21 protein-coding genes and 2 tRNA genes are annotated in these 25556 nt (G+C 69.8%); 9 read left to right on the top strand and 14 right to left on the bottom strand.

Translation table 11 applies throughout. The features are described from left to right. Nucleotides 1–64: 64 nt before the first annotated feature. The gene (locus BN1701_RS00270) at nucleotides 65–262 is read left to right on the top strand and encodes a hypothetical protein (protein ID WP_054044332.1); all 198 of its coding nucleotides are present in this window, start codon (nucleotides 65–67) and stop codon (nucleotides 260–262) included. A gap of 42 nt (nucleotides 263–304) precedes the next feature. Further along, on the top strand, nucleotides 305–2215 hold the full coding sequence (locus BN1701_RS00265; protein WP_054044330.1) for an SDR family oxidoreductase: 1911 nt from the start codon (nucleotides 305–307) through the stop codon (nucleotides 2213–2215). Here the strand turns inward: BN1701_RS00265 and BN1701_RS00260 are convergent. After that, nucleotides 2212–3390: a hypothetical protein gene (locus tag BN1701_RS00260; RefSeq protein ID WP_231949376.1), complete on the bottom strand. Its 1179-nt coding sequence runs from the start codon at nucleotides 3388–3390 to the stop codon at nucleotides 2212–2214. The genes BN1701_RS00265 and BN1701_RS00260 overlap by 4 nt on opposite strands. A 384-nt stretch (nucleotides 3391–3774) precedes the next feature. On the opposite strand from BN1701_RS00260, the gene BN1701_RS00255 reads away from it, so the two are divergent. Genes BN1701_RS00255 through BN1701_RS00240 form a run of 4 tightly spaced genes read left to right on the top strand, consistent with a single transcriptional unit; the run spans nucleotide 3775 to nucleotide 7166 of the window. Then, nucleotides 3775–4221, top strand: coding sequence for a hypothetical protein (locus BN1701_RS00255; RefSeq protein WP_054044328.1), 447 nt, complete (start codon nucleotides 3775–3777; stop codon nucleotides 4219–4221). A 6-nt stretch (nucleotides 4222–4227) separates the two neighbouring features. Continuing rightward, nucleotides 4228–5058 (top strand): phosphotransferase, encoded by an 831-nt coding sequence (locus BN1701_RS00250; protein ID WP_054044326.1) that lies wholly within the window; start codon nucleotides 4228–4230, stop codon nucleotides 5056–5058. Nucleotides 5059–5067: 9 nt separating this feature from the next. Beyond that, nucleotides 5068–5604 (top strand): PH domain-containing protein, encoded by a 537-nt coding sequence (locus BN1701_RS00245; RefSeq protein WP_054044324.1) that lies wholly within the window; start codon nucleotides 5068–5070, stop codon nucleotides 5602–5604. Continuing rightward, nucleotides 5601–7166, top strand: coding sequence for a PH domain-containing protein (locus tag BN1701_RS00240; protein WP_054044322.1), 1566 nt, complete (start codon nucleotides 5601–5603; stop codon nucleotides 7164–7166). The genes BN1701_RS00245 and BN1701_RS00240 overlap by 4 nt, the downstream gene beginning before the upstream one ends. Nucleotides 7167–7421: 255 nt before the next feature. On the opposite strand, the gene BN1701_RS00235 is transcribed toward BN1701_RS00240, so the two are convergent. From BN1701_RS00235 to BN1701_RS00195, 9 genes are all read right to left on the bottom strand, one after another. After that, a complete protein-coding gene (locus BN1701_RS00235) occupies nucleotides 7422–9590 on the bottom strand; it encodes a proprotein convertase P-domain-containing protein (RefSeq protein WP_067520444.1) in 2169 nt (722 codons plus the stop codon). Between the two features lie 362 nt (nucleotides 9591–9952). Next, the gene (locus BN1701_RS00230) at nucleotides 9953–10318 is read right to left on the bottom strand and encodes a hypothetical protein (RefSeq protein WP_054044320.1); all 366 of its coding nucleotides are present in this window, start codon (nucleotides 10316–10318) and stop codon (nucleotides 9953–9955) included. Continuing rightward, complete coding sequence (locus tag BN1701_RS00225) at nucleotides 10315–10635, bottom strand: putative quinol monooxygenase (RefSeq protein WP_054044318.1); 321 nt, start codon at nucleotides 10633–10635, stop codon at nucleotides 10315–10317. The genes BN1701_RS00230 and BN1701_RS00225 overlap by 4 nt, the downstream gene beginning before the upstream one ends. Before the next feature lie 32 nt (nucleotides 10636–10667). Further along, the gene (locus BN1701_RS00220) at nucleotides 10668–12719 is read right to left on the bottom strand and encodes a BTAD domain-containing putative transcriptional regulator (protein ID WP_054044316.1); all 2052 of its coding nucleotides are present in this window, start codon (nucleotides 12717–12719) and stop codon (nucleotides 10668–10670) included. 144 nt (nucleotides 12720–12863) lie between these two features. Beyond that, on the bottom strand, nucleotides 12864–13676 hold the full coding sequence (locus tag BN1701_RS00215) for a class I SAM-dependent methyltransferase (RefSeq protein WP_054044315.1): 813 nt from the start codon (nucleotides 13674–13676) through the stop codon (nucleotides 12864–12866). Nucleotides 13677–13784: 108 nt separating this feature from the next. Further along, nucleotides 13785–15413 carry a LuxR family transcriptional regulator gene (locus BN1701_RS00210; RefSeq protein WP_054044312.1) on the bottom strand — a complete coding sequence of 543 codons (1629 nt, stop codon included), beginning with the start codon at nucleotides 15411–15413 and terminating at the stop codon, nucleotides 13785–13787. A gap of 40 nt (nucleotides 15414–15453) precedes the next feature. Next, entirely contained in the window at nucleotides 15454–16269 is an 816-nt protein-coding gene (locus BN1701_RS00205; protein ID WP_054044310.1) for an alpha/beta fold hydrolase, read from the bottom strand. A gap of 66 nt (nucleotides 16270–16335) precedes the next feature. After that, nucleotides 16336–17943 (bottom strand): HD domain-containing phosphohydrolase, encoded by a 1608-nt coding sequence (locus BN1701_RS00200; RefSeq protein WP_231949371.1) that lies wholly within the window; start codon nucleotides 17941–17943, stop codon nucleotides 16336–16338. Between the two features lie 201 nt (nucleotides 17944–18144). Then, nucleotides 18145–18220 (bottom strand) — tRNA-Lys (locus BN1701_RS00195). 171 nt (nucleotides 18221–18391) lie between these two features. Here BN1701_RS00195 and BN1701_RS00190 point away from each other — a divergent pair. Next, nucleotides 18392–19591, top strand: coding sequence for an Ig-like domain-containing protein (locus BN1701_RS00190; protein ID WP_082859568.1), 1200 nt, complete (start codon nucleotides 18392–18394; stop codon nucleotides 19589–19591). A 213-nt stretch (nucleotides 19592–19804) separates the two neighbouring features. Here the strand turns inward: BN1701_RS00190 and BN1701_RS00185 are convergent, their stop codons facing one another. The 4 genes from BN1701_RS00185 to orn all read right to left on the bottom strand — a co-directional run bounded on the left by BN1701_RS00185 (nucleotide 19805) and on the right by orn (nucleotide 22200). Further along, on the bottom strand, nucleotides 19805–20017 hold the full coding sequence (locus BN1701_RS00185) for an RNA-binding S4 domain-containing protein (protein ID WP_054044305.1): 213 nt from the start codon (nucleotides 20015–20017) through the stop codon (nucleotides 19805–19807). 68 nt (nucleotides 20018–20085) lie between these two features. Beyond that, nucleotides 20086–20856 carry a trypsin-like serine protease gene (locus BN1701_RS00180; RefSeq protein WP_054044303.1) on the bottom strand — a complete coding sequence of 257 codons (771 nt, stop codon included), beginning with the start codon at nucleotides 20854–20856 and terminating at the stop codon, nucleotides 20086–20088. A gap of 598 nt (nucleotides 20857–21454) precedes the next feature. Beyond that, nucleotides 21455–21527, bottom strand: a tRNA-His gene (locus BN1701_RS00175). Nucleotides 21528–21591: 64 nt separating this feature from the next. Further along, nucleotides 21592–22200, bottom strand: coding sequence for an oligoribonuclease (orn, locus tag BN1701_RS00170; protein WP_054044301.1), 609 nt, complete (start codon nucleotides 22198–22200; stop codon nucleotides 21592–21594). A 283-nt stretch (nucleotides 22201–22483) separates the two neighbouring features. On the opposite strand from orn, the gene BN1701_RS00165 reads away from it, so the two are divergent. After that, a complete protein-coding gene (locus tag BN1701_RS00165) occupies nucleotides 22484–24016 on the top strand; it encodes a helicase HerA-like domain-containing protein (RefSeq protein WP_054055497.1) in 1533 nt (510 codons plus the stop codon). A gap of 39 nt (nucleotides 24017–24055) precedes the next feature. Continuing rightward, nucleotides 24056–25534 carry a glutamate-cysteine ligase family protein gene (locus BN1701_RS00160; RefSeq protein WP_054044299.1) on the top strand — a complete coding sequence of 493 codons (1479 nt, stop codon included), beginning with the start codon at nucleotides 24056–24058 and terminating at the stop codon, nucleotides 25532–25534. The last annotated feature ends 22 nt before the right edge of the window (nucleotides 25535–25556 follow it).

Raw genomic sequence — 25556 nt, 5'->3', positions numbered from 1 at the left:
CGCGTCATCTCTATGACAGGGCGAACCGGCCGGTAACAAGCCAGCGGTCGAGAGGGTGGGCGCAGTGAGCAGCAAGGAATGGTCCGTCAGCTGTCGAGACATCGCGGGCCGCAGGCGCGATGTGACGGTTTTCGTCCGACAGGGACGGGTGGTGCTGGTCGCGCCGCCCGGCGAGACGGCGATCCTTTCCCCGCTGGATGTCGGCCGGTTAAGAGCCGCGCTGCGCGACGCTGTGGTCGACGCCTCGGCGGAAACCGCCTGACCACTGTTCCTACTCAATAGTAGGTAGTGGCAGACTTGTCGGATGGCGACATATCTCGTGACCGGTGCGACCGGGTTCCTCGGCCGCGCGCTGCTCGACCGGCTGCTGGCCCGGCCCGACTGCGACTCGGTGCACGTGCTGGTCCGCCAGCGGTCGATGGAGCGCGCGGCGGCACTGTGGGCCGGTGATGACCGGGTGGTCCCGGTGGTCGGCGACCTCGCCGAGCCAGGACTCGGCGTCGACGCGGGTCCGCTGATGGGCGCCATCGACCACGTGGTCCACCTTGGCGCCGTCTACGACCTGACCGCCTCGGAAGACGCCAACCGCACGGCCAACGTCGTCGGCACCGCGAACGTCCTCGACTTCGCCGCGGCGATCAACGCGGGCGTCCTGCACCATGTGTCGTCCATCGCCGTCGCGGGCGACTACCGCGGCGTGTTCACCGAGGCCGACTTCGACCGCGGCCAGCGCCACCGCTCGCCCTACCACGCCACGAAGTTCGAGGCCGAACGCCTGGTCCGCGGCCAGTCGCGGGTGCCGTACCGGATCTACCGCCCGGCCGCCGTCGTCGGCGACTCCCGCACCGGCGAGATGGACAAGATCGACGGCCCGTACTACTTCCTGCCCGCGCTGGCCCGCCTCGCCCGCCTGCCCGCGTCGCTGCCGCTGGTCACCCACGACCTCGGCGGGACCAACCTCGTCCCGGTCGACTACGTCGCCGACGCGATGGCCCACCTGATGCACGTCCCCGCACGCTCGGGCCAGACCTATCACCTGACCCACAACGGCAAGCAGCGCCTCACGGACGTCTACAACGCACTCGCGGCGGCGTTCGACGCACCCAAGATCGTCGCCACCGTCCCGGTCCGACTCCCGCGCGTCGAACGCCTGCCCGCCCTGCCCGCCGCGGTGCTGGCCGAACTCGGCATCCCGCCGGAGGTCGTGCCGCACCTCGACCTGCCCACGGTCTTCGACGCCACCGCGACCGAAGCGGCGCTGGCCGGATCCGGGATCAGCCTGCCGCCGCTGACCGCGTACGCGGGCGCGCTGGTCCGGTACTGGGTTGAGCACCTCGACCCTGACCGCGCCTGGGTCCACGCGAAGTCGTTGCGCGGCAAGCGAATCGTGGTGACCGGCGCGTCGTCGGGCATCGGCCGCGCGACTGCCCTGGCCGCCGCCCGCAAAGGTGCGACGGTGCTGCTGGTGGCTCGCAGACTGGACGAACTGGAGAAGGTGGCCGACCGGGTCGCCGCCGCGGGCGGGAAGGCCGAGGTCCACCCCTGCGACCTCACCGACGGCGACGCGGTCGACGCCCTGGTGAAGGACCTGGGCGTGGTCGACATGCTGGTCAACAACGCGGGCCGGTCGATCCGCCGGTCGGTGCACCTGTCGGTCGACCGGCTGCACGACTACGAGCGGACCATGGCCCTGAACTACTTCGCGCCGCTGCGGCTGACCCTGGGCCTGCTGCCAGGCATGCGCGCTCGTGGGTTCGGGCGGATCGTGAACGTGACGACCATGGGACTGCAGACCGACACCCCGCGCTTCTCGGCGTACTTGGCGTCGAAGGGCGCTCTGGAGGCGTTCGGGCGGTCGGCTGGGCGAGAGCTGCTGGCGGACGGGGTGACGGTGGTGTCGGTCCGGATGCCGCTGGTCCGCACGCCGATGATCGGGGCCACGGACGCTTACAGCCGGATGCCCGCGACCTCGCCGATGGCCGCCGCGGATCTGGTGATCAAGGGGCTGACCGGGCGGGGTGAGGTGGTTCAGCGACCGGAGGGGCTGGCGATGGAGGTGCTGCGGGTGTTTCTGCCCGGAGTGGCCCGGCAGGCATTGAACCTGGCGTATCGGGTGATGCCGGAGTCGGCGCCCGAGGCCCGGGAACGGCCGGAGGCACCCGTGTCGGCACTCGTCTCCGCCGCGATCCGCCCCCTCTGGCGCAGGCTGCGCTAAGCCAACCGTTCGTCCACCTGCGTAGCCCCACACTGCTGCGCCCGCTTGCGTAGACGCTTCATTCGCTCGGCGATCCGCTCGGAGGCAACCCCCTCCATCGCATTGATCACCTCACCAGTGATCCGGCCTGCCTGATCATGCTCACCAAGCTCAAGGAAGGCGGTGGCGATGTGAATGCGGGTCTTGACCTGCGACGTGACCCGACCTGCGGGAAGGTCGGCCACCGCGCGCTCGAGCAGGGCGATCCCTTGCTGCGGCCTGCCGATGTCGCGCAGGCACTGGCCAATATCTGAGGTGAAGTCGACTTCGCTGTAGTGGCTCAGCCAGCCCGGCTCGTCACACGGGCCTCGATCGAACGCGCGCTTCGCGGCGTCGAGCGCCACGGCAGAAGACTGCCGATCACCGAGCAGGCTGAGGCTGCGCGCCTCCACTGCGTGGAGGTATGCGGACACGGCGGGCGTAGCACGGCCACCGATCACGTGCTGCGCGGATCGCGCAAGCGAGACCGCGTGCTGCCCTGCCTGACCAGCCTCACGCTGATCCACGCTGTTGGCCCCGATGTCGATCGTCAGGACGCTCATCTCGGCGAGCACATTCGCTCCGAATGACTGATCCCCTGCTCGCATCGCCAACCCGAGTGCCTGGGCGAAGTATCGCTGGCCGAGGGCGTGGCGCCCGCTGTCGACCGTAGCGAGCCCCGCCAGGAAGGTCGCCTCGGCGAGTGCGCCTGCGAAGTCTCGCCCGACCGCCTCGCCGTAGTTGCCGTCCCGGATGGCGCGACTGTGCTGATGCACCAACTGGACCACCTGCGGCCGAACCCGACCACCACCGTGCACCCGGTGCAACCGCTCGAAGTGGCGCACCGTCGACCGCAGGATCTCCACGTCGGTCCGCCCGATGCGCCCACCTTCGGCCAGGTCCCGCGCCGGCCCGGACGTCATCGCCATCCACGCTGGCTCCGCGAACGCCGCCGCGGCGAAGGTGGACCCGAGCATGAAGTTCCGCCGACTGAGGTCCCGCCCCGACAGTTCCGCCACAGTGGCGATAGTGCCACCGAACGTCACCGCCGTGCGCAACCCGTCGAACGTGTCGCCGTCCTGCGCTCGGTCGGAGAAGCCGCAGTCGGCCACCGAGACCCGGTAGCCGAGCCGTCTGCTCAGTACCTCGGCGACCACCCTCGGCACCGGCCACCTGGGCTGACACCCGTCGAGCATGCGCCGGACCGAGGTGGTCGTCGTGCCCAGATGCACTCCTTCGGCCCGCCCGCCCGCCACGATCGCGTTGGCGAGCGCGGTATTGCTCATCTCGGCGTCGGCCATCAGCACTTGCAACGCCAGGTTTCCGTCAAGGCCGTCTCCATCGGCCTGCAGTAGTCGCACAGTCGCTCACGGTAGCCGCTCCCACCGACAATCGGGACGCCCCGAGTGCCCCCAAGGCAGAAGTGGGACCCCAGTGAGACCCCTGCCACCGCAGTGATCGGACAGCGCCGCCACCGGGACTCCCGCGCCCGCGTCCTGGCCGCTTCGCTGAAGCCACTACGACGTTCGGGAAGGACACCGATGACCAGCACTGTCCATCTGACCAACGGACGATCCCTCGTCCCCGACCGACTCTTCGCCAAGCTCGTGGCCAGACTCGTCCGCGACGGGCATCGGCAGGGCCGCGCGGAACTCATCGTCGACCAGGCGCTCGCCTTCCTTGGCGCGTGCGCTGTCAACGTGGGTGAGCCGCTGACCCCGAGCCCGCTCGTCGATGAGGGGTGGCATGCCTTCGTCCTGCACACCCGCGAGTACGCCGAGTTCTGCCGCATGATCGCGGGCCGGTTCCTGCACCACCGCCCGTCCGACGAACCCATGTTCGGCAGCCATCACCTCGAACGCTCCAAGCGGGCGATCCACCGAGCCGGATACCTCGTGCGCGACGAGCTGTGGTTGCCTTCCAGCGCCGTGTGCACCCAGTGCCACGGCGGCTGCCACGACGACCCGCCGCCCCCGCCCGCGAGTTGAGAGCCGATGAGCCGCACGCCCTGGACCGACCTGCCCGACGCCGTCCGGGCGGCGATCATCGCCGAATGCGGCGCGGTCCGCCGAGTCGACCACCCAGACGCGGGGAGCCAGTCGGACTTCACCGCCACCCTCCACACTGACGCGGAACCCGTGTTCTGCAAAGGCATCCGCACCACCACACCGCGGGCGGCCATGCACCGGCACGAGGCGGCGATCAATCCGCATCTGCCCGCGGCGGCACCCCGGTTGCGCTGGATGGTCGAGGTGTCGGGCTGGCTGGTCCTCGGCTTCGAGCACGTCCAGGGTGGACACGCCGACCTCTCCCCCGGCTCGCCGGACGTCGGCGCGGTGGCGAGGGCGGTCGCGGGGCTCGCCGTGCCCGCCCCGCCGATCGCGCCCTCGCTGGCCGGTCAGTGGAGCAGGCTCGCGGCTTGGCGGCGGCTGCGCGTCCACCAGCGGGTCCCCGATCACTTCGTCGCCTGGGAGTCCCGGGCGTTCGACCTTGTCGACGGCGACACCTTGCTCCACACCGACATCCATGCCCTCAACCTGCTGGTCGACGGGAACATCAGGGTGGTGGACTGGGCGTGGGCGCGACGCGGCGCGTCCTGGGTGGACCGTGCGTTTCTCGTCCTGCGGCTGATCGAGGCGGGTCATGCGCCCGCCGAGGCCGAGCGGCTCGCGGGGCCGCTGCCCGGACCCGGCGCGACCGCGTTCGCCGTCGCGGTGTTGGGCATCTGGACGCACCTGCGACACACAGACCCGCGCCCGCACGGACCAGCCCTGGTCGCGGCGGCGCGGGACTGGTCTGAGTACCGGCTAGGGCTTTGGTCCTAAGACCAAAGGATGAGTTCGGCGCACGCCCAAACCAGGCAGACTGGACCCGTGGAGAACACCGAGTGGCGGCTTCGGCCCCCAGCCAACCTGGTCAGCAGGCGAGCCATCCTGCACTGGACGCTGCGTGCGGCGGTCGGATGGGTCATCGTGGTCGGAGCGCAGGCCATCCACCTGCTGGTGAACACCGATTCGCCGACCTGGGTGCGGATCGCGGCGCTGGTCAGCCTCGTGGTCGCCGTCGCGCACGTCGCGGTGATGCCGCGGTGGCGGTACGCGGTGCACCGCTGGGAGACCAATCCCGACGCCGTCTACACCCGCAGCGGCTGGATCAACCAGGAGTGGCGGCTGGCGCCGGTGTCGCGGATCCAGACCGTCGACACCGCGCGGGGACCATTACAGCAGGTCCTCGACCTCGCCACCGTCACCGTGACCACGGCGTCGGCGGCGGGGCCGGTCAAGATCGAGAATCTGGACGCCTCCGTGGCCGCCCGCCTCGCCGACGAGCTCACCAGCACCACGAAGGCCACCCCGGGGGACGCGACATGACGACCCAGGCGCAGGAGTTCCCCGCGGCACCACCGGTCGTCGAGCCGAGTCACGAGTGGGGCAGGCTCGACCCGCGGATGGTCATCGTCCGACCGCTCAACGAGATGCTCGGCCTGCTGATCCCCGTGTTCGCCTTCGTGTTCCTCGGCAACGGCGAGCCGTGGCGCCTGGGGTTGAGCGGGGCTGCAGTCGGCTCGTTGTTCCTCTATGGACTGTTCGCGTGGCTCACCACGAAGTACCGGATCTCCGACACCCAGGTCGAACTCCACAAAGGACTCTTACACCGTCAGCGCCTGGCCATCCCGCGCGATCGCATCCGCACGGTCGACCTGACGTCCAAGCTCGGCCACCGTCTGTTCGGCCTGACGGCCGTGCGGGTCGGCACCGGCCAGCAGGAACGCTCCCCCGGCGAGGGGGTCGTCCTCGACGCGGTCACCGCCGCCGAGGCCGACCGGTTGCGCCAGGTCTTCCTACACCGCCGCGCGAGCACCGACACCACCGAGCCCGCCGACTTGCCCGCCGACGAGGGCACCCCCATCTCCACCCTCGACCGCCGCTGGTACCGCTACGCCCCGCTGAGCATGTCGGGCCTGGTCACGATCGGTATCGCGGTCGGCTTCGGGATGAACATCGCCAACGAGCTCGACCTGGAGTTCTCCCAGGTCGGCGTGATCCGCTCGGTCTTCACGTGGGTCACCGAATCGAGCCCGCCGGTGGTGGCGCCCGCCGTGGTGGGGGTCGTGCTGGTGGTCTCGGTGGCGCTGTCCTTCGTGACTTACCTGCTGCAGAACCACGGCTTCCACCTCAACCGCCACGCCGACGGCACCGTCCGGGTCCGGCGCGGCCTGCTCACCACCCGCTCGGTCTCGGTCGAGGAACAACGCTTACGCGGCGTCACCCTGCACGAACCCCTCTTACTGCGGGCCGGACGCGGCGGGCGGCTGACCGCCGTCACCACGGGGTTGGGCAGGACCAGCGGCAGCGGCCTGCTCCTGCCGCCCGCTCCCCGCTCCGAGGCCGACCGGGTAAGCGCCGAAGTCCTGCGCACGACGACGGCCGCCACCGCCGTCGCACTCACCCGGCACCCGGCCCGCGCGAGAACACGTCGCCTGGTGCGGGCCTTGGCACCCAACCTCGTATTAGTCGGCGCGCTCCTGCTGCTGGCTTTGTTGGCGCACTGGCCGAACTGGCCGTGGATCACCGCGGCGGGTCTGCTCCCCGTGTCCGTCCTCATCGGACTCGACCGCTACCGCAACCTCGGCCACGCCCTCACCGACCGCTACCTGGTCAGCCGGTCCGGGTCATTGGACCGCGAGACGGTCGCCTTGCAGCGCACCGGCATCATCGGCTGGAAGTTCACCCAGACGGTCTTCCAACGCCGCGCGGACCTGCTGACGGTCACCGCGATCACGGCGGCGGGCAAAGGCGGCTACCCCGTCGTCGACATCGGCGAGAGCGCCGGACTGACCTTGGCCGACACAGCGATCCCCGACCTCTTACGCCCGTTCCTGTCGAGGTCCGACCCACCTCCGCAGCCAGCTGTCCCAGCAGGAGGTAGATGAGCGCACAGTCTAAAGCCCGTCACCCGGCTCAGCCTGCTGTCCCAGCGCGGCCCCCGCGCAGCGCGGTCAGTCCGTTGCCTGTACCGGCTGGGATCGACGGTCTCCTCCGGGATAACGACGGCGCCTTCGTCCGGGATGAGGCGGAGGACGGGCACCGACCGCACCGCCATTCCACTCCGGCGAGGCCGACGTGCTGGTCCGCGGCGAGGTGTGCTCCGGTGGACGGGAGCGACCCGCCCACCGGAGCGTGCCCGCCTACAAGGTCAGCGTCCAGCTATCGATTCGTCCGGTGTCGACGGCCGCGGCGTCCTGCACCCGCAGCTTCCAGGTCCCGTTCTTGGCCTCACCGCTGAGATTCACGGTGTAGGTCTGGTTGATGTTGTCGGCGCTGCCGCCCGCCCGGTTGTGCAGCACGTAAGCGCTGCCGTCCGGGGCGATGAGGCTGACCACGAGGTCGCCGATGTAGGTGTGCACGATGTGCACCTCCACCTTCGACGCCGCCGACGCGTTCCCGGCGCAGCCGGAGACCGCGATGGAACTCTCCACCGTGGACAGGTCCGGAATCGTCACGTCAGTGCCGTTGGTGCCGCCGCACGCCGGTGTCCCACCGCCGCCGAGTGACAGCGTCCACGAGTCGATCCGGCCGGTGTCGGCCGCCGCGGCGTCCTGCACCCGCAGCTTCCAGGTCCCATTGGCCGCTTCACCGGAGAGGTTGACGGTGTAGGTCTGGTTGATGTTGTCGGCGCTGCCGCCCGCCCGGTTGTGCACCACATAGGTGCTGCCGTCCGGCGCGACCAGGGTCACCACGAGGTCGCCGATGTAGGTGTGCACGATGTGCACCTCCACCGTCGAGGTCGCCGAGGCGTTGCCGGTGCAACCCGCGATGGCGATCGAACTCTCCACTGTGGACAGGTCCGGGATCGTCACATCGGTGCCGTTGGTGCCGGAGCACCCGGGGACCGGCGCCGAGGTGATGGTCCAGCTGAACGTGGTGGTTCCGGTCCGGCTCGCCGAGTCGGTCACCGTGGCGGTCACGCTGCTGGTGCCCGCGGTGGTCGGCGTCCCGGAGATCAGGCCGGTGCTCGCGTTGATCGACAGCCCGGCGGGCAGGCCGGTCGCCGCCCAGCTGTACGGCGGTGTGCCGCCCGAGGCCGCCAGCTGCAGACTCGCGGCGGTGCCGACGACGCCGGACTGGGCGCCCGGGTTGGTCACCGACGGCGAGCCAGGGGTGCCGCCGCCGGGTGCGGTGTAGAGCAGCCGGTTCGGCGAACCGGTGCCCGGGTTGGTGATCTTGTTCGGGGTCGAGTTGTTGATCAGCGCGGTGGCCACGGCCGGGGGCAGGTCGTTGGGATGGGTGGCCAGCCACAGCGCCGCCGCGCCCGCGACGTGCGGGGCGGCCATCGAAGTGCCGCTGATCGTGTTGGTCGCGGTGTCGTTGGTGATCCACGCCGACGTGATGCCGACACCGGGGGCGAAGATGTCGGTGCAGGTGCCGAAGTTCGAGAACGACGCCCGCGCGTCATTGATGTCGGAGGCGTTCACCGTGAGGCCCTCGGCCACTCGGGCCGGGGAGGAGTTGCACGCGTTGGCGTTCGAGTTGCCCGAGGCCAGCGCGTAGGTGACACCGGAGGCGATCGAGTTGCGCACCGCGGTGTCCAGCGCCGCGTCGGCACCACCACCGAGGCTCATGTTCGCCACGGCTGGCTTCACCGCGTTCTGGGTGACCCAGTCGACGCCGTTCACCACACCGGCGGTCGTGCCGGACCCCTGACAGTTCAACACCTTCACCGCGACCAGCGCCACACCCTTGGCGACGCCGTACTGGCTGCCGCCGACCGTGCCCGCCACGTGCGTGCCGTGGCCGTGGCAGTCGGTGTTGTTGCTGTCCACCGTGTTCGTACCCCAGGTCGCGCGACCGCCGAACGTGGAGTGCGTGACGCGGATACCGGTGTCGAGGATGTAGGCGCGCACGTTGCCCGCCGTCGTGTCATAGGTGTAGCTCTGGTCCAGCGGCAGATCCCGCTGGTCGATCCGGTCCAGTCCCCACGACGGCGGATTGGGCTGGACGTCGTTGACCCGCAGGACCTGGTTCTGCTGGACGAAGGCCACCTTCGGGTCGGCGGCCAGCCTGCGCGCCTGCGTCCCCGACATGGTCGCCGCGAACCCGTTGAGCGCGTGCCGCCAGGACGCGGTTACCGTGCCGCCGTACTTGCCCGCCAAGTCGGCGGCCGCCCGCGCCGACGCCGACCGCGGCGACGCGCTGTCGTCGAGCACCACCACGTAGCTGTCCGGCACCGCCTCGGCGACCGTGTGGACCTGGCCTTCGGCGTAAGCGGGCGTCGCCAGCCCGACGAGCGTCAACAGGGCCGCTGCCCCGACGGTTCCAAGACCGGCTAATCGGCGACCAACGCGAACGTGTCCCATGTGAGGGCTCCCTTGCGAGGGCGCTCACCCCAGGCCGGTGCGAGTCGGCCCGGGGTGATCACCGTGGATGGGATGGGTTCGCGCGAACGTGAATCGAGATTCAATCAGCACCGGACGAATAAAGTGAATGAACCGGCAACCGCGAAAGCCGTTCAGCCCAACGCGGTTACCCACCGGTATCCTCACGGCGACCTGTCGTCCTCCGAACGGAGTAGCGCACGCATCCGTCGCGGCGGGGAGAAGGCGTTCCGATGACAGACCCTGACGAACACCGACCTGACCCGGCGCGTGGGAACGCAGGAAGTGGGGTCCGGCTTCCGCCACGAAACGATGTCGGCGCCGGACCAGCCTCCCGTGCGACATCACCCACTCGGCGTCTGGACCCATGCGGTGACGCGGTTTCCGGTGAGCGACAGAACAAGATCGCACTCGAGGAGTTCGTGCCGTGCGGCCAAGGCCGGGTATGAGGCGCCTTCGTGGACGAAGACGACGCTGATCCCGTCGGGTGCGTAGAAGACCAGCTTGCGGGCGATCGTCGGCCTGCCGTCGATGAACCCGACGGTGTTGTTGCCGGGTCCGTGGACGATGGTGGTCTGCGCACCGTCGCACGTTCCGGCGAGGGTGAAGGTCGCGGCGTTCCCGTTGTCGTACGGGTCAGCGGCGACCGGGGCCGCGGTCGCGAGGACCACGAGCCCGGCGGCGGCCGCCGCCACGAGCCCGCGGATCATGACGTCACCATCAGGTTCACGCTGGACGCCAGGGTGTAGTCGACACCGCTGAACTCGTCGCACAGTTCACGGCAACGCGTGAAGTACCGGCCGAACTCCGGCTGTGCCTTCCAGGCCGCGACGCTCTCGTCGCTGTCCCACGCGCCGTACGAGACGAACTCATCCGGTGCGTCGGCCGCGCGCAGCAGCAGGAACATCCGTGCGCCCGGTGCTTCGGAGTGCGCCCAGGTGGTGAATTCGGTCCAGCGAGCGATGAAGTCGTCCGCCTGGCCCGGCGACACGTGCCAGGCGCCCGAGGTGTAACGCTGTCCGTTCATGTCCGGCTCCCTTCAGGTCGGTTGGCCCGACCCTAGAAACCAGCCATTCCCTGAGCGTTCCTCAGCCGCCGGACCGCGCCGACACGGTCGAAGACCTCGATCGCGGCGTCCAACTGTCCCGGCGCGACCTGCCCGACCTGAGCTGCCTGCATGGTGGTCCGGGCGGCCCAGAACGGCATCCGGGCCCGCTCGTACAGTGCGACGCCCGCCGCGAAATGCTCCTTGGCCGCGGCCGACTCGCCCTTGGCGGCGTCGACCGCGGCCCGAGCGGTCTCGGCCATGGCCCGCCAGGCGGAACTGTCGAACATGCGGGCGACCTCTTCGGCCGCGGCCGCGTGCAAATCTGCCGCCGCGACATCGCCGAGCGCGGCACAGGTCTCGGCCGCGATCGGGTTGAGCAGTGCCGCGCAGCTGGGGCACGCACCGTGGCGCGCCGCCGCGCCGCCCGCCGAGCGAATGGCCCGAAGCGCTTCTTCGGGTTGTCCGCGCTCGACCGCGTCCAGCGCCGCGGTCGCGTACAGCCGCCCCCAGTGGTGCCGCGCGAGCGGGGACACCACGGCGATCGCCATGCCGTGCCGCAACGCCGCCGCCGCCGACTCGCTGTCGCCCCGGACCGCCGCGAGCTCGGCGAGCCGCTGCCAGGGCAGGGCGCCGGAGTTCGAGCCGAGTTCGCCATGGATCTCGGCGCTTCGGTCGAGGCACCCTTCGGCTTCGTCCCAGTTGCCGTGCAGCAGCAGGGACTCACCGAGCAGGCACCAGGCGAAAGCCTGCGCCCGCAACGCCCCCCGCTGGGTGGCGACGGTGAGGGTGCGCCGGGCGTAGTCCTCGACTCCAGCGGACAGGTCGTCCCCGTAGAGGTGGTACTGGCCGATGCAGTGGTGCAGGTCGAAGATCCGGGCCAGCGCTTGATCGTCGTCGAGTTCGAGACGCTGCAACTCGCGGTGCATGCCCTCGCGCCAGTCACCGCGGAAGTGGTGGACGATGGCCAGCGTCTCATTCACGGTGGCCACATCGTGCGCGGTGCCGTGTTCGATCGCGGCCGCCAGCGCGTCCTCGGCGGTCGCCAACGCGTTGTCGAACCGCCCGAGTTCGCACAGCCAGTTCGCCCGGACATCGAGCAGCCGCGCCCGCTCGGCCGCGTCGGCAGGCTGGGCGCTCGCGGCGCGCAGGTGACGGTTGGCCGCGCCGGGGTCATGGCACATCAGCAGCGCGCCCGCCGCCTTGCGGTGCAGCCGGGCCCGGTCCGGCGCGGCGGCCGACGCCAGCGCCGACTCATAGGCGAGCCGAGCGCCGCGCAGGTCGCCCGCTTCCGACCGGAGGTCGCCGACCTGGTGCCACAGGTCGGCGGTCAACTCCGGCGGAGTCATGCGGCCCGCCCGAATCTGCTCATAGAGCTGTTCGGTCGCGGGGCTCGGGGCCACCCCGAGGTCGCGGTCCAGCGCCGCCCGCAACGCGTCGTGCGCGGCCATCGCCACGGACCTGCGCCCGGCGAGTGCGTGCAGCCGCATCACCGCCGCCCCGGCTTCCTCATGGCTGGGTTCGTCGGCCAGAACCCGACGCAGGGCAGCGATCGCCGCGTCGACGTCGGCCCGCGCCGCCAACAGGGCGGCCCACTCGACAAGTAGCTCGTGGGCTTCGCGGCGCAAGCGGTCGGTGTGGGGTTCGGCCCACTCCTCGTAGCAGTCCTCGGGGAGCAGGTCTCCGTCGTAGAGGTCCACCGCGGCTTGGTAGGCCCCCGGCTCACCGGAGCGGCGAGCGGCGAGAATCGCCGTCTCGAACGCGGAGACGTCCACGAAGTCCGCGCGCAGGCTCAGCTGGTCCCCGATAGAGGCGACGCTGTCGACCCCCAGCACCTGTCGGACCTCGTGCAGGGCTTTGCGCAACTGGTTGGCGGCCGCGGCGACCGGCAGGCTTGGCCACAGTGCGTCGGCGAGCTGCTCGCGATGCATTCGACGACCGGGTGTCAGCGCGAGCAACTTGACGATCGCGCGCGCTTTGCGTAGCCGCCAGGCCGCCTCGGGCACCTCCTGGCCACCCACAGCCACTCGGAACCCGCCGAGAAGCCAGATGCGTAGCTCGTCCACGCGCGCCTCCGGGGAGAGACGCCTAACTGTACGACTGAGCGACCGATCACACTCGCGGTCCGCTCTGCAGGGAATGACCGCTGTGACGAGTCCGCCAGTCCTTCGTGGGCCAGATTCGGTCCCACGGTCGCGCGAGGGTGGCGCTCAGCGGGCTTTCCTGCCGACCACGACGAGATACTCGGCGGGAACGACGATCTGGGCGTCGTGTGAGGTGTTGTGGCGGGCGAAGAGTTCGACCATGTCCGCGCGCAGGTCTGGCCAGCGTCCGTCCGCGTCGGCCAGCGTTCGAGCCTGGATGACGGGGCCGAACTTGGTCGCGTAGCAGTCGACGGCGGCATCGAGCGAGTCGTGGTGGATGTCGGCGGTCTCGTGGTGGAACTCCAGGGTGATCCCGGTGCCCTCGAACAGCTCCCGCACGTGATCGTCGTCCCCCCACGCCAACGGCGGGTCGACGAACTCCGGCAGCGGCGGCAGGTAGGCGCCGACGGTGCGGAAGAAGTCACCGATCGACCCGTCCGGCGTCCATGTGCACAATCCGACGCGACCACCGGGCCGCAGGACGCGGGCGATCTCGTCGGCGACGACCTCGTGGCGGGGTGCGAACATGCAGCCGAAGGTGGACAGCACCACGTCGAACCGCTCGTCCGGCGCGGGCAGATCCTCGGCGTCGCCCTCCACCCAGTCGATGTCGAGCCCGACCGCCCGCCTGCGCGCGGTCGCGAGCATCTGCGGGGTCAGGTCCAGGCCGGTGACCCGTGCCCCGGCCCGCGCGGCGGGGATCGTGGCGTTGCCGGTGCCACACGCCACGTCGAGCACCTCGTCGCCCGCCCCGACACCCAGGCGCCGGACAAGGCGCTCCCCCACCACATACAGGCCTTCCTGACGCATCATCGCGTCGTAGTCGCCACTGGCCCAAGTGGACTTGGCGATCTCCTTGAACTCCGACAGTCGCGGCATGGCTGACCTCCTTGGTCGCGCCGCCCAGTGTCGAGTCCGGACACCTCGCCGCGCTTCGCCTGTGGAAGCCAACTCCGGTGATGACACGGCATGGCCCGAACAGGCCGGCTACAACAGACCGAGTTTGCCTGCCCGCGCGACGGCGGCCGCCCTGGTGGAGCAGTCGAGCCGGGTGTAGATGTTGGCGATATGGCGGTGCACCGTGTGCTCGCTCAGGACGAGCCTGGCTGCGATCTCCCGGTCGCCGAGCCCCTCGGCCACCAGTCGAAGGACCTGCACCTGACGTGCGCTCAGCAGCCGGTGGGTCAGACCGAGTCCATCCAGCACGGTCTCCTCGCCGCCTACCGCGCCCACTGCCCGCAGCGTGTCCAGCGCGGCCCGTGCTTCACGCCGGGCGGCGTCCTCGCGACCGAGCGCGGACAGGGACCTGGCGAGCTCCAACCGAGTCCAACCGGCCTCCACGGCGGCGCCCCCGCGCCCGAACAGGTCGACCGCGTCCTCGAAGCAGCCGCGCGCGTGGTCGTGGTCGCCCCTTGCGGCCGAGACAAGCCCCTCCGCGAAGCACACGGCGGCGCGCAGCGGCAGCGTCGGCATCGCGACAGCGCGCAGCTCCTCCAGCCGGAGCACCGCCGACACGGTGTCGCCGAGCGCGATCTCGGCGCGGATGAGCAGTTCCAGGGGCCCGACCCGACTCATCGTGGCTTCGGCGGGCAACCCGCGCAGCATCCGTTCGAGCAGATCCCTGGCCAGTGCGGCGTCACCACCGTCGAGCCTCAGCTCGGCGAGGCCGAGCCGGGCCAGCGGATGCCCGCCCGCCTGCTCGAACAGCCGTTCCGCCGCCGCCGTGCGCCCCTGCCTGCGCCGCAGGTCGCCCAGCCGAACCAACGCCTCGGCCAGCCAGAACGGCCGGTTCGCGGTCAGATCCGCCTGTGCCCCGACCAGTTCCCGCTCCGCCGCGCCCCACTCGCCGCGCCGCACAAGAATCGCCGCGTAGTGCGCACGGCACACCCCGGTGACGAACCGGGTGTCCATCCGCCTGGCGAACTCCGCCACCTTCGCACACCACTGGGCGCCGCGGTCGTAGTCGCGGACCTGCTCGCAGGCCGAGATCAACCGGCAACAGGTCCACGCGGCGGGCGCCAAGTTCTCGTACTCGCCCGCCAGCGCCGCGGCCGTCGCCTCGTCGAGGCAGCGCAGGCCCGGCTCCACCTCGCCCCGCTCGACCATCGCCAGGCCCTCAGTGGCGAGACTGAACATCTCCAGGTCCACGGCGGCATGTCGGCGCCCGACCGCCCGCGCCTCGCCCGCGAGCAGAATCGCCGTCCCCGGATCGTGTCGGTTCAGCGCCGCGTGCGCCTCGAACACGGCCAACCAGCCGTGCTCCGGCGACGGCTCCGACTCCCCCAGCAGGCTGCGAGCCCGCCCGAACCAGCCCTCGGCCACCGCGGCCGCGCCCAGGAACTCGATGTGGTCGTCGCCCAGCCACAGCGCCATCCGCGCCGCGCCCCGCAGATCGCCGGACTCGCGGTGCAGCCGATACGCCCGCTCCCGCGCGTCCAGACACGCGGCGACGTCCTCCAGCCACCAGGCGACCCAGCTGAGCCCTTCCGGCGCTTCCGGCGTCGTCGCCTCGGCCAGGGACCGCTCGAAACAAGCCCGCGCCACGGTCCACGCGCCCCGCGACAGCGCGGCTCTCCCGTCGGCCACGCCCGACCCGACCAGCGGTGACTCGGACACGAGACCACGGTACGAGACGAGCGCGGCCGGTGCCCGCCGTTCAGGCCGCGGTCCTGCCCAGGAAGGCGAGGACCCGCTCGGCGAAGACGTCCGGGATGAAGTCCATGGCCACGTGCCCCTGGCCTTCGAAGATGCTCACGCGCGCGTCGGGCAGTGCGGCGGCCACGGTCTCGTAGTCGGCCTTGATCAGGTCCGGGCTGTCGCCGCCGACCAGCAGCAGGACCGGCACGGTGATCTTCGCCGCCGCGTCAGGATGGAACAGGTTGACGGCGAACTCACGGGGAATCGTGTGCGCGGCGGCGATGCGGACCTGCCACACGGGCAGCGCGCGGTACGCGGCGAACTCGGCGTCGGGCATCCCCACGACCTCACGGAACATCAGTTCCAGCACCTTCTCGCGCTCGCCCGCCGTCAGCAGCGAGTTCATCCGCTCGATGATTCCGGGCGGGAGGACCTCGGCGTGCGGGTGCTGCTGTGGCCAGCCCTCATACAGCACCAGCCTGCCGATGTTCGAGGTCAGCGCGGCCGCGCCGAACGCGCACTCCCCGCCGTAGGAGTGGCCGAGCACGTCGACCGGGCAACCGCTGCGCTCGGCGATCGCGTCCACCACGGCGGCGACGTCCTCGAACTCGCGTGCCAGGTCATAGCCCGGGCCGTCGCCGCTGGCACCGCGGCCTCGCCGGTCCATCATGCACACCTCGGTGCCCCGCAAGTACGGCACCAGAGGGAGCCAACGGGTGTGGTCGGCGGTGGTTCCGTGCACGAGCAGCAGGGGCGCCCCCTCGCCGCTCGACCAGTAGGCGATCTCGGTGCCGTCGCGCGACACCACCAGTGTCGCCTCATCTGTGCGTGTCATGACGTCCGTCCTTTGTGTCGGGAAGTTCCAGGCTCCCTTCGCACGCCGGGGCGAACATCGGTAGACCTACCCATCCTTGTCCGCGAGCAGGTCGTGCTCCATCGCGAACAACGCCGCCGCGGCGCGGCTGGACACCCCGATCTTGGTGTAGATGTGCTGGACGTGGTGCTCGGCCGTCCGCCGCGAGATCACCAGCCGCTCGGCGATCCGGGCGTTGCCGCACCCTTCGGCGACCAGTCTCAGCACCTCCAGCTCCCGGTCGGACAGCCCCGCGGGCAGTGCCCGCCGCACGCGCCCCGGATCGTCGCCCGCCACGGCGAGCACGGCGCGCACGGCCTCGGCGTCCAACAGTCCGGCACGGGCATCGGCGATCAGTTCCACTCGCGCGCGCTCCGGCGGCAGCGCGGGGCGGTGCGGCCTGCGCTCGGTCATCGCCTGGTACGCGTCCGCCGCGGCCAGCACCCGCGCGGGCATGGCGAGGTCGGCACCCGTGCAGCCGCGGTGGTAGCCACTGCCGTCGAGCCGTTCGTGGTGCCTTCCCACGATCGGCGCCAGCGGCGCCAGCCGATCCGATCCGGCCAGGATCCGCTCGGAGTGATAGGCGTGCAGCCGGACCTGCTCACCATCGTCGCCGGTCAACCTGCCCGGCTTCTCCCAGACCGAGGTCGAGACCGCGACCCGGCCGACGTCGTGCAGCAACCCGGCCACCCGCAGATCGGCGGTCAGACCGAGCCGTTCACCCGCCCGGCCCGCCAGCGCCGCGACACCGGTCGAGTGACCGTGCAGGTACGGCGTCTTCAGGTCCGCGAGGTCGGCGAAGACCTCGGCCACCTCGGCGAGCCGCTCATCCGCCACGGAAACGACCGGTCGGGGTTCCGCGGCGAGCGCCACCGACCGCGGATCGGTTCGATTGACATCACCGAGCATGGCCGCGGCGCGGTCGGTGAAATGCGCGACCATGCCCGGATCCAGCATGCCGCCACCGCGCTTGGCGACCGCGGCGACAGCCAGGTCCACCCCACCAACCGTGTCGAACAGGACCGCGACGCCGGTCAGCCGCGCGATACGGGAGGCGACCGGGATCTCGTCCCCGCGCAAGCCGCTCGGAAACCCGGAGCCCGCCCACATCTCGTAGACGTGGTAAACCCCGCCCTGGACCTCGTCGGGCAGCCCTAGCCGCCGCGCCGCCGCCCGACCGACCTCGCACGCGGCCGTGGTGAAGTCCACCCCGAACCGACTCCCCTTCGCCAAGGTCGTCAACACCAGCCGAGCCCGCTCCAGCACGGGCTTGCCGTGGGTGAGCATGGGAAGAAATGTGGTGAACACGTCACGGGGATCAGCGTCGTCCCCCCGACCCGCGGCCACGTTCACGGCAAGCTCGTCACCGAAGAGGCTCGCGGTCTCATGGGCGTAGCCCGTGCACCCCACATGGTGCAGCAGCGCGGTGTACAGGGCCGCGCGAACCTCACCGTCGGGCAGATCCATCGACCGCGCGAGCGCCGTGGCCAGCGCACACGACCGCATCGCTTCCCCAGCGCGGAGCCCGAACCCGAGGTCGGCGAGTCGCGACAAACCCGCCAACAGATCCACCAGCCGCACCGCGACCACCACCATTCCAGACGGCGCCCCCACCATCATCACCGACGAACCCACGCCGCGCGGCACGGTCGCCACCGACACAACGACGAGATCGTGCCTGCCAGGGAAGCGGCGACGCCGAACGGATCGCCGTGGTCAAGTCCCTCGGGCCTCGACGCGTCTTCTCGGGCTCCCCTCGGGCTCGCAGGAGACCACAATGGACAGTCGACTTCACGAAGAAGATTCACCAGAAACAACAAATCCCCAGGTCAACACGAATGTCGACCAAGGGATTTGTGGTGCGCCGCCAGGGACTCGAACCCCGAACCCGCTGGTTAAGAGCCAGCTGCTCTGCCAGTTGAGCTAGCGACGCTCATCAGGACTCTGTCCTGCTGACGGGAGAAAAGTTAGCACAGGGTGTCTGCCGCAAAGAAATCGGGGGGTCAGGTCACGGGTTGACCGGACCTGGCACCGGATGGCCCTCCAGTCAGGCACACTTGTCCAGCAGGGTCGGGGTGGGCTTGAGCAGGGACGGAAGAGCGAGATGAACTGGGGTTGTCGAGCGCGGGCGGGGATCGCCATCGGGGCGGTGCTCGCGCTGGGTGGGTGCACCGCCGAGGTGGCTCAAGGGGGCGGTACGACGACGACCGCGAGTTCCAAGGTCACCGAGTCCTCCGCCGCGGCCGCGGGGCCGCTGGCGTTGGCGTTGACGCCCGCGGACAAAGCGGTGGACGTGGCACCCGGGGAGCCGCTGAGTATCGCGGCGACCGGGGGGAAAGTGACCGAGGTGCTGGTCAGCGGGGCCGACGGGAAGCCCGTCGCGGGTGCGCTCGCGGCCGACGGGGGGACGTGGAAGGCCGCTGAGGGGTTGGGGTACGGCAAGACCTACACGGCCACCGCGACGGCCACCGACCCCAAGGGAAAGACCGCGACGTCTGCGTCGACCTTCACCACGGCCAAGCCGAAGCGGCAGATCTCGGTGTCGATGAATCCGCTCGACGGGGACAAGGTCGGCGTCGGCCAGCCGCTCGCGTTCTATTTCGAATCGGCCATCGCCGATAAGGCGGCGGTGGAGAAGGCGATCCAGATCACTTCGGCGCCGGTGATCGAGGGTGCGTTCTATTGGTTCAGTGACCGTGAGGTGCATTGGCGGCCGCAGCAGTATTGGCCGACGGGGACCACCATCACCATCAACGCCGGGATCTACGGGCGGCACTTCGGCAATGGGGTCTTCGGCAAACAGGACCGCAAGGCGACGGTGACCGTCGGGGACGCGGTGGTGGCGGTGGCCGACGGGGTGACCCACCAGATGACGGTGACGGTCAATGGCACGCTCGCGCGGACCATTCCGATCTCCATGGGCAAGAAGGCGCATGAGACGCCGGTGGGCACTTATGTCGTGATGAGCGAGCACACGAACTACACGATGGACTCGTCTACGTACGGTGTTCCGGTGGATGATCCTCGGGGTTATCGGACGAAGGTGGCGGTGGCCAGCCGGATGTCCAACAGCGGGATCTTCTATCACTCGGCCCCGTGGTCGGTGCGGGATCAGGGGCAGCGCAACGTCAGCCATGGGTGCGTCAACATGTCGACGGAGAACGCTGCTTGGTTACAGAGCATCTCGGTCAAGGGTGATGTGATCACGGTTCAGAACACTGGTGGGCCGGTGCTGGAGCCTACTGACGGGCTGAGCGTTTGGCAGATTCCGTGGGAGACGTGGAAGCTGGGCGGTAAGCGTTAGAACGGGCTTGACCGTGGGGCGCCTGTTTGGGTGGTTCGCCTTGATTTGGGGCCCCTCGAAATGGGCCTGTGCGGGTCAAAAGGCGAGCTCAAGGAACCTCACCCGCACCGCGATTTTAGGCCCATTTCCCCCAAATCAAGGCGAACCACCCAAACAGGCCGTTCGATTCGGCCCCTTACGTTGGGGTGAACCGATTTCTGGCTTGTTCTCGTTCTAGCTCTTGACTACGCGGACTTCGTCTTGGCCTACGGTGACGATGTCGCCGGGGTGTACTTGCCTGCCTCGGCGGATCTCGGGTTCGCCGTTGACGGCTACCTCGTCGGCGTCCAGTAGGTCTTTGGCGTGGGTGCCGTCCTCGGCGATGCCTGCCAGCTTGAGCAGCTGGCCGAGCCTGATCATGTCGTCCCGGATCTCGATGTCCCGCATCCGTCCATCATCGCGCGGACATGGCGGTGCCCCCACCCGGGGCTGGGTGGGGGCACCTGGGGAAGCGCTTAGAGCGCGCCGGTGTACTGCTGGATCCAGCTGCGGAAGGCGACCACGTCGGTGTAGATCGACGGGGCCTGGGCGCAGACCGAGCCGCCGCCGGAGCGGCTGGTGGCGCCGATCAGTTCCCACACGCCGCCGACGGACTTGATCTCCGGGCCGCCGGAGTCGCCGTAGCAGGCGCCCGAGTTGTTGTTCGGGTTGTCGGTGCAGATCTCGATCGAGCCGCTGATGCCGCCGCACTCGTTGTCGGCCACGATCGAGGTGTCGAGCTGCTGCAGGGTGATCGGCGCGCTGCCGCCGGGGGTCGGGCGGGTCTGGCCCCAGCCGATGATGCGGGTGCGGGTGCCGACCGCACCGGACGCGGCCGAGATGCGGACCGGGGCCTGGCTGACGCTGGTGCTGAGCTGGACCAGAGCGATGTCGTACGGGCCCCGGTAGCTCGGGTGAATGATGATCCGCGACGCGCGGGCCACCGAGCCGCCGCTGGTGCGGTTGGTGGTCCCGATCCGCGCCTGGACGCTGGACGGGGACTTGCCCTGGACGCAGTGGGCCGCGGTGACGACCCAGTTGGCCTTGATCAGCGAACCACCGCAGAAGTGACCGCCACTGGTGCTCTGCAGGGAGACCATGAAGCTGTACGTCTGCGTGGCGTTGACGCCACCGACGATCATCGGGGTCATGTCCGGCCCCGGGTCCGGCGCCGCCGCGGCGGTCGCCGGGGCCGCAACCGCGGCCGCGACCGCCGCGAGTCCGACGATCAGGCTCCTGATCCTCATGTTGATCTCCTTCCACCGCCGTGCCCTCGCATGGCGGATAGAAGGAAACTAAGTGCCAACCATCAATGTGAATGGCCAACTGGGAACGTCACCAGTTACCATCAGCGACAATCGGTCACGCCTTGGGAACACGCAGGCCGGACCAGCGCCTGCCGGGATCCTGAGTGGACGATTCCGACTCAAGGCCAACACGGCACTTCATCCACGCGATCGACAGATCCTGATGCCACTGGCAGTAGTGCTTGGTGGCCCCGCCCGCCACCAGCTATGGACGCCGGGCACGGCTGGATCGCGAGAATACGCCCGGGGGCGACTCAGCTACGGACGCCGGGCATGGCTGGTTCGGGAGAGTACGCACCGTGGGGGACTCGGCTATTGGTTACAAACCACGCCCGCCACCGGCTACGGATGCGGGGCACGGCTGGATCGCGAGAGTACGCACCGTGGGCGACTCGGCTATTGGTTACACACCCCGCCCACCACCAGCTACGGACAACGGGCACGGCTGGTTCGTGAGAGTACGCACCGTGGGGGTCGCCCCCCGGTGCAATGAAAAACCCGGCCCGTCTGCGCTTTCCGCAGACAGGCCGGGCGACCGGGTGAGTGACGGGACTTGAACCCGCGGCATCCTGGACCACAACCAGGTGCTCTACCAGCTGAGCTACACCCACCATGTGCGTCGGCGAACCAACGCGTGAACATCGTAGCGTGCCACCTAGGTGGACTTGAAATCGGTTAGGACTCTGGGTCGATCAGGACCGCGTCGGCGACGGCTTTCGCCTCGTCGGAGGTGGGGCCGGGTTGGGGGACGAAGGCGGTGCCGCGGTAGTAGCGCAGCTCGCGGATCGACTCCTTGATGTCGGCGAGGGCGCGGTGGGCGAGGCCTTTGTCGGGCTGCGCGTAGTAGATGCGCGGGTACCAGCGCCTGCACAGTTCCTTGATCGACGAGACGTCGACCATCCGGTAGTGCAGGTGGTTGTCGAGTTCGGGCATGTCGCGGGCGATGAAGCCGCGGTCGGTGGCGATCGAGTTGCCGCACAGCGGGGCGGTGCGCACGTCCGGCACGTACCCGCGGATGTACTCCAGCACCTGCCGCTCGGCTTCGGCCAGGGTGAGAGTGCTGGCTCGGACCTCTTCGGTGAGTCCGGAGCGCGCGTGCATGTCGCGGACTACGTCGGGCATGCCGTCGAGGGTGGGTTCGTCGGCGTGGATGACCAGGTCCACCCCGGGGCCGAGCACGTTCAGCTGCGAGTCGGTGACCAGGGCCGCGATCTCGATGAGGGCGTCTTTGCCCAGGTCGAGGCCGGTCATCTCACAGTCGATCCACACCAGTCGATCCGTCACCAGGGGAGCTTAGGCCATGTCCTGCGGATCATGGCGGGCGCTATCCGCGCCCGCTCGGCCCCTGGGCGGGCTGCGGGAACGGCCACGGACAACCAGTACGCGACCGTCCCCGCGGCCCGCCCAGGAACCAAGCGGATCACGGATCCCACCCACCATGATCCACAGGACACGCCCTGGCCCGACACGCCGGGCGGGCCGACGAGCGCCGCTCGGGCCGGTTTCGGGTGGCGCGGTCAACTAGGCTTCCGCCTGGTTCTGACCGCTGGTGTCGAGGGAGGCCACCGTGCCCGAGCAGTCGAGTCCGGCCCAGGAGATCGCCGCGGGCTATTCCACGTCCGGCGGGGCGATCGAGCTGGGGTCGATCGTCGTGGACGGGCAGGTCGACGCCACCGCCCACGTTCGGATCCCGCTGGCGATGATGAACCGGCACGGGCTCGTCGCGGGCGCCACGGGCACCGGCAAGACCAAGACGCTGCAGGGCATCGCCGGGCAGCTGTCGAACGCGGGCGTGCCCGTGGTCATGGCCGACGTGAAGGGCGACCTGTCGGGCCTCACCCGCGGGGGCGAATCCAACGACAAGATCACCGCCCGGGCCACCGACACCGGCGACGACTGGACCCCGACCGCGTACCCGGTGCAATTCCTGTCCCTGGGCACCAGCGGCATCGGCGTGCCCGTGCGCGCGACGATCAGCGGCTTCGGGCCGATCCTGTTGTCGAAGGTGCTCGGCCTCAACGACACCCAGGAGTCGACCCTCGGCCTGATCTTCCACTGGGCCGACTCCAAGGGCCTGCCCCTGCTCGACACCAAGGACCTCCGCGCGGTCATCACGCACCTGACCAGCGACGAGGGCAAGGCCGACCTGCAGGGCATCGGCGGGGTGTCCTCGGCCACGGCGGGCGTCATCCTGCGCGCACTGTCCAACTTGGACGCCCAGGGCGGCGACGAGTTCTTCGGCGAGCCCGAGCTCGCGGTGACCGACCTGATCCGCCAGACCGACGGCAAGGGCGTCATCAGCCTGCTGGAGCTGGGCAACCTGCAGGACAAGCCCGCGCTGTTCTCCACCTTCCTGATGTGGCTGCTGGCCGAGCTGTTCGAGGAGCTGCCAGAGGAGGGCGACCTCGACGCGCCCAAGCTGGTCTTCTTCTTCGACGAGGCGCACCTGCTGTTCCACGACGCGTCCAAGGCGTTCCTCGACCGGATCGAGCAGACGGTCAAGCTGATCCGGTCCAAGGGGGTCGGGGTGTTCTTCTGCACCCAGCTGCCCACCGACGTGCCCAACGCCGTGCTCTCCCAGCTCGGCGCGCGCGTGCAGCACGCGCTGCGCGCGTTCACCCCGGACGACCAGAAGGCACTGTCGCGGACGGTCAAGACCTACCCGACCACCCCGCACTACGAGTTGGACAAGGCGCTGACATCGCTGGGTATCGGCGAGGCCATCGTGACCGTCCTCAGCGAGAGGGGCGCCCCGACGCCGGTCGCGTGGACCAGGCTGCGCGCGCCGCGGTCGCTGATGGACACCATCGGCGACGAGGCGATCAAACAGTCCTCGGCGTCGTCCGACCTGCACGGCAAGTACTCGCAGACCGTCGACCGGGAGTCGGCCTACGAGAAGATGGCGCAGAAGATGGCGCCGCCCGCGGAGCAGGCCCCCGACGAGCAGCAGGCCCCGGAGCCGCAGCGCCGCGAGCAGGAGGAAGAGGGCTTCTTCGAGAAGGTCATGGGCAACACCGCGGTCAGGTCGTTCTTCCGCTCGGCCGCGAGCGCCCTGGGCCGCGAGATCACCCGGGGCGTGTTCGGCACCCGCAAGCGCTGAGCTGTGGCGCCGCGGGCGCCGATGGATCACGCTTGAGGCATGGGTAAGGATGTCGAGTCCACGGAGTTCACCCGCGCCGACCGCCAGCGGTTCCGCCAGAAGGTCCGACGCTGCCTGGACGTGTTCGCCCAGATGCTGGCCGAGTCGCGGTTCGACGCCGACCGGCCGATGGCCGGGCTCGAGATCGAGCTGAACCTGGTCGACGACGCGGGCGATCCGTCCATGCGCAACGCCGAGGTGCTGGCCGCGATCTCGGACCCCGCGTTCCAGACCGAGCTGGGCCAGTTCAACATCGAGATCAACCTGCCGCCGCAGCCACTGCGGCCCAACGGCCTGGCCGCCTTCGAGGACATGGTCCGCGCCAACCTCAACGAGGCCGAGGCCAAGGCCAACCGGGTCAACTCGCACATCGTGATGGTCGGCATCCTGCCGACGCTGCGCGGCGTGCACGTGTCGGAGGACACGCTGTCGGCCAACCCGCGCTACAAGCTGCTCAACGAGCAGGTCTTCGCCGCCCGCGGGGAGGACCTGGAGATCAACATTGTGGGCCAGGAGCGGCTGGTCACCACGGCGGACTCGATCGCCCCGGAGAGCGCCTGCACCAGCGTGCAGTACCACCTGCAGGTCGCCCCGGAGGACTTCGCGAAATTCTGGAACGCCAGCCAGGTGGTCGCCTCGATCCAGCTGGCGCTGGGCGCCAACGCGCCGTACCTGTTCGGCAAGCAGCTGTGGGCCGAGACGCGGATCGCGCTGTTCGAGCAGGCCACCGACACCCGCCCGGACGAGCTCAAGGCCCAGGGCGTGCGGCCCCGGGTCTGGTTCGGGGACCGGTGGATCACGTCGATCTTCGACTTGTTCGAGGAGAACGTGCAGTACTACCCGGCGCTGCTGCCGTTGACCGATGACGAGGACCCGGCTGAGGTGCTCGCCCGGGGTGACACACCGGAGCTGCACGAGCTGCGGTTGCACAACGGCACGATCTACCGGTGGAACCGGCCGATCTATGACGTGGTGCATGGTCGGCCGCATCTTCGGGTGGAGAACCGGGTGCTGCCCGCTGGGCCGTCGGTGGTGGACGTGATGGCCAATGGGGCGCTGTATTTCGGGCTGGTTCGGGCATTGACGGACCAGGATCGTCCTTTGTGGACGCAGATGAGCTTCTCGGCGGCGGAGGACAACTTCCACGCCGCCGCTCGGGCGGGGATCGACGCTCGGGTGTACTGGCCTGGGGTCGGCGAGGTCCCCGCCGCCGAACTGGTGCTGCGGCGGCTGCTGCCGATGGCGCACGACGGCCTCGACGCGTGGGGCGTGTCGGCGGCTGACCGGGATCGGCTGCTCGGGGTCATCGAGCAGCGCTGCATCACCGGCCGCAACGGCGCGACGTGGCAGGTGGACACGGTGCGGGGGCTGGAGGCGAACACGTCGGTGAACCGCGAGCAGGCGTTGCGGGAGATGACCCGCCGGTATGCGAAGTTCATGCACAGCAACGAACCCGTGCATACTTGGCCGGTGTCATAGAGATCAACGAACGGGGTACTTG

The sequence above is a fragment of the Alloactinosynnema sp. L-07 genome (genome assembly GCF_900070365.1).
Lineage (GTDB): Bacteria > Actinomycetota > Actinomycetes > Mycobacteriales > Pseudonocardiaceae > Actinokineospora.
Note: the sequence above shows the minus strand (reverse complement) of the source record. Positions and strands in the feature narration are given on the sequence as shown.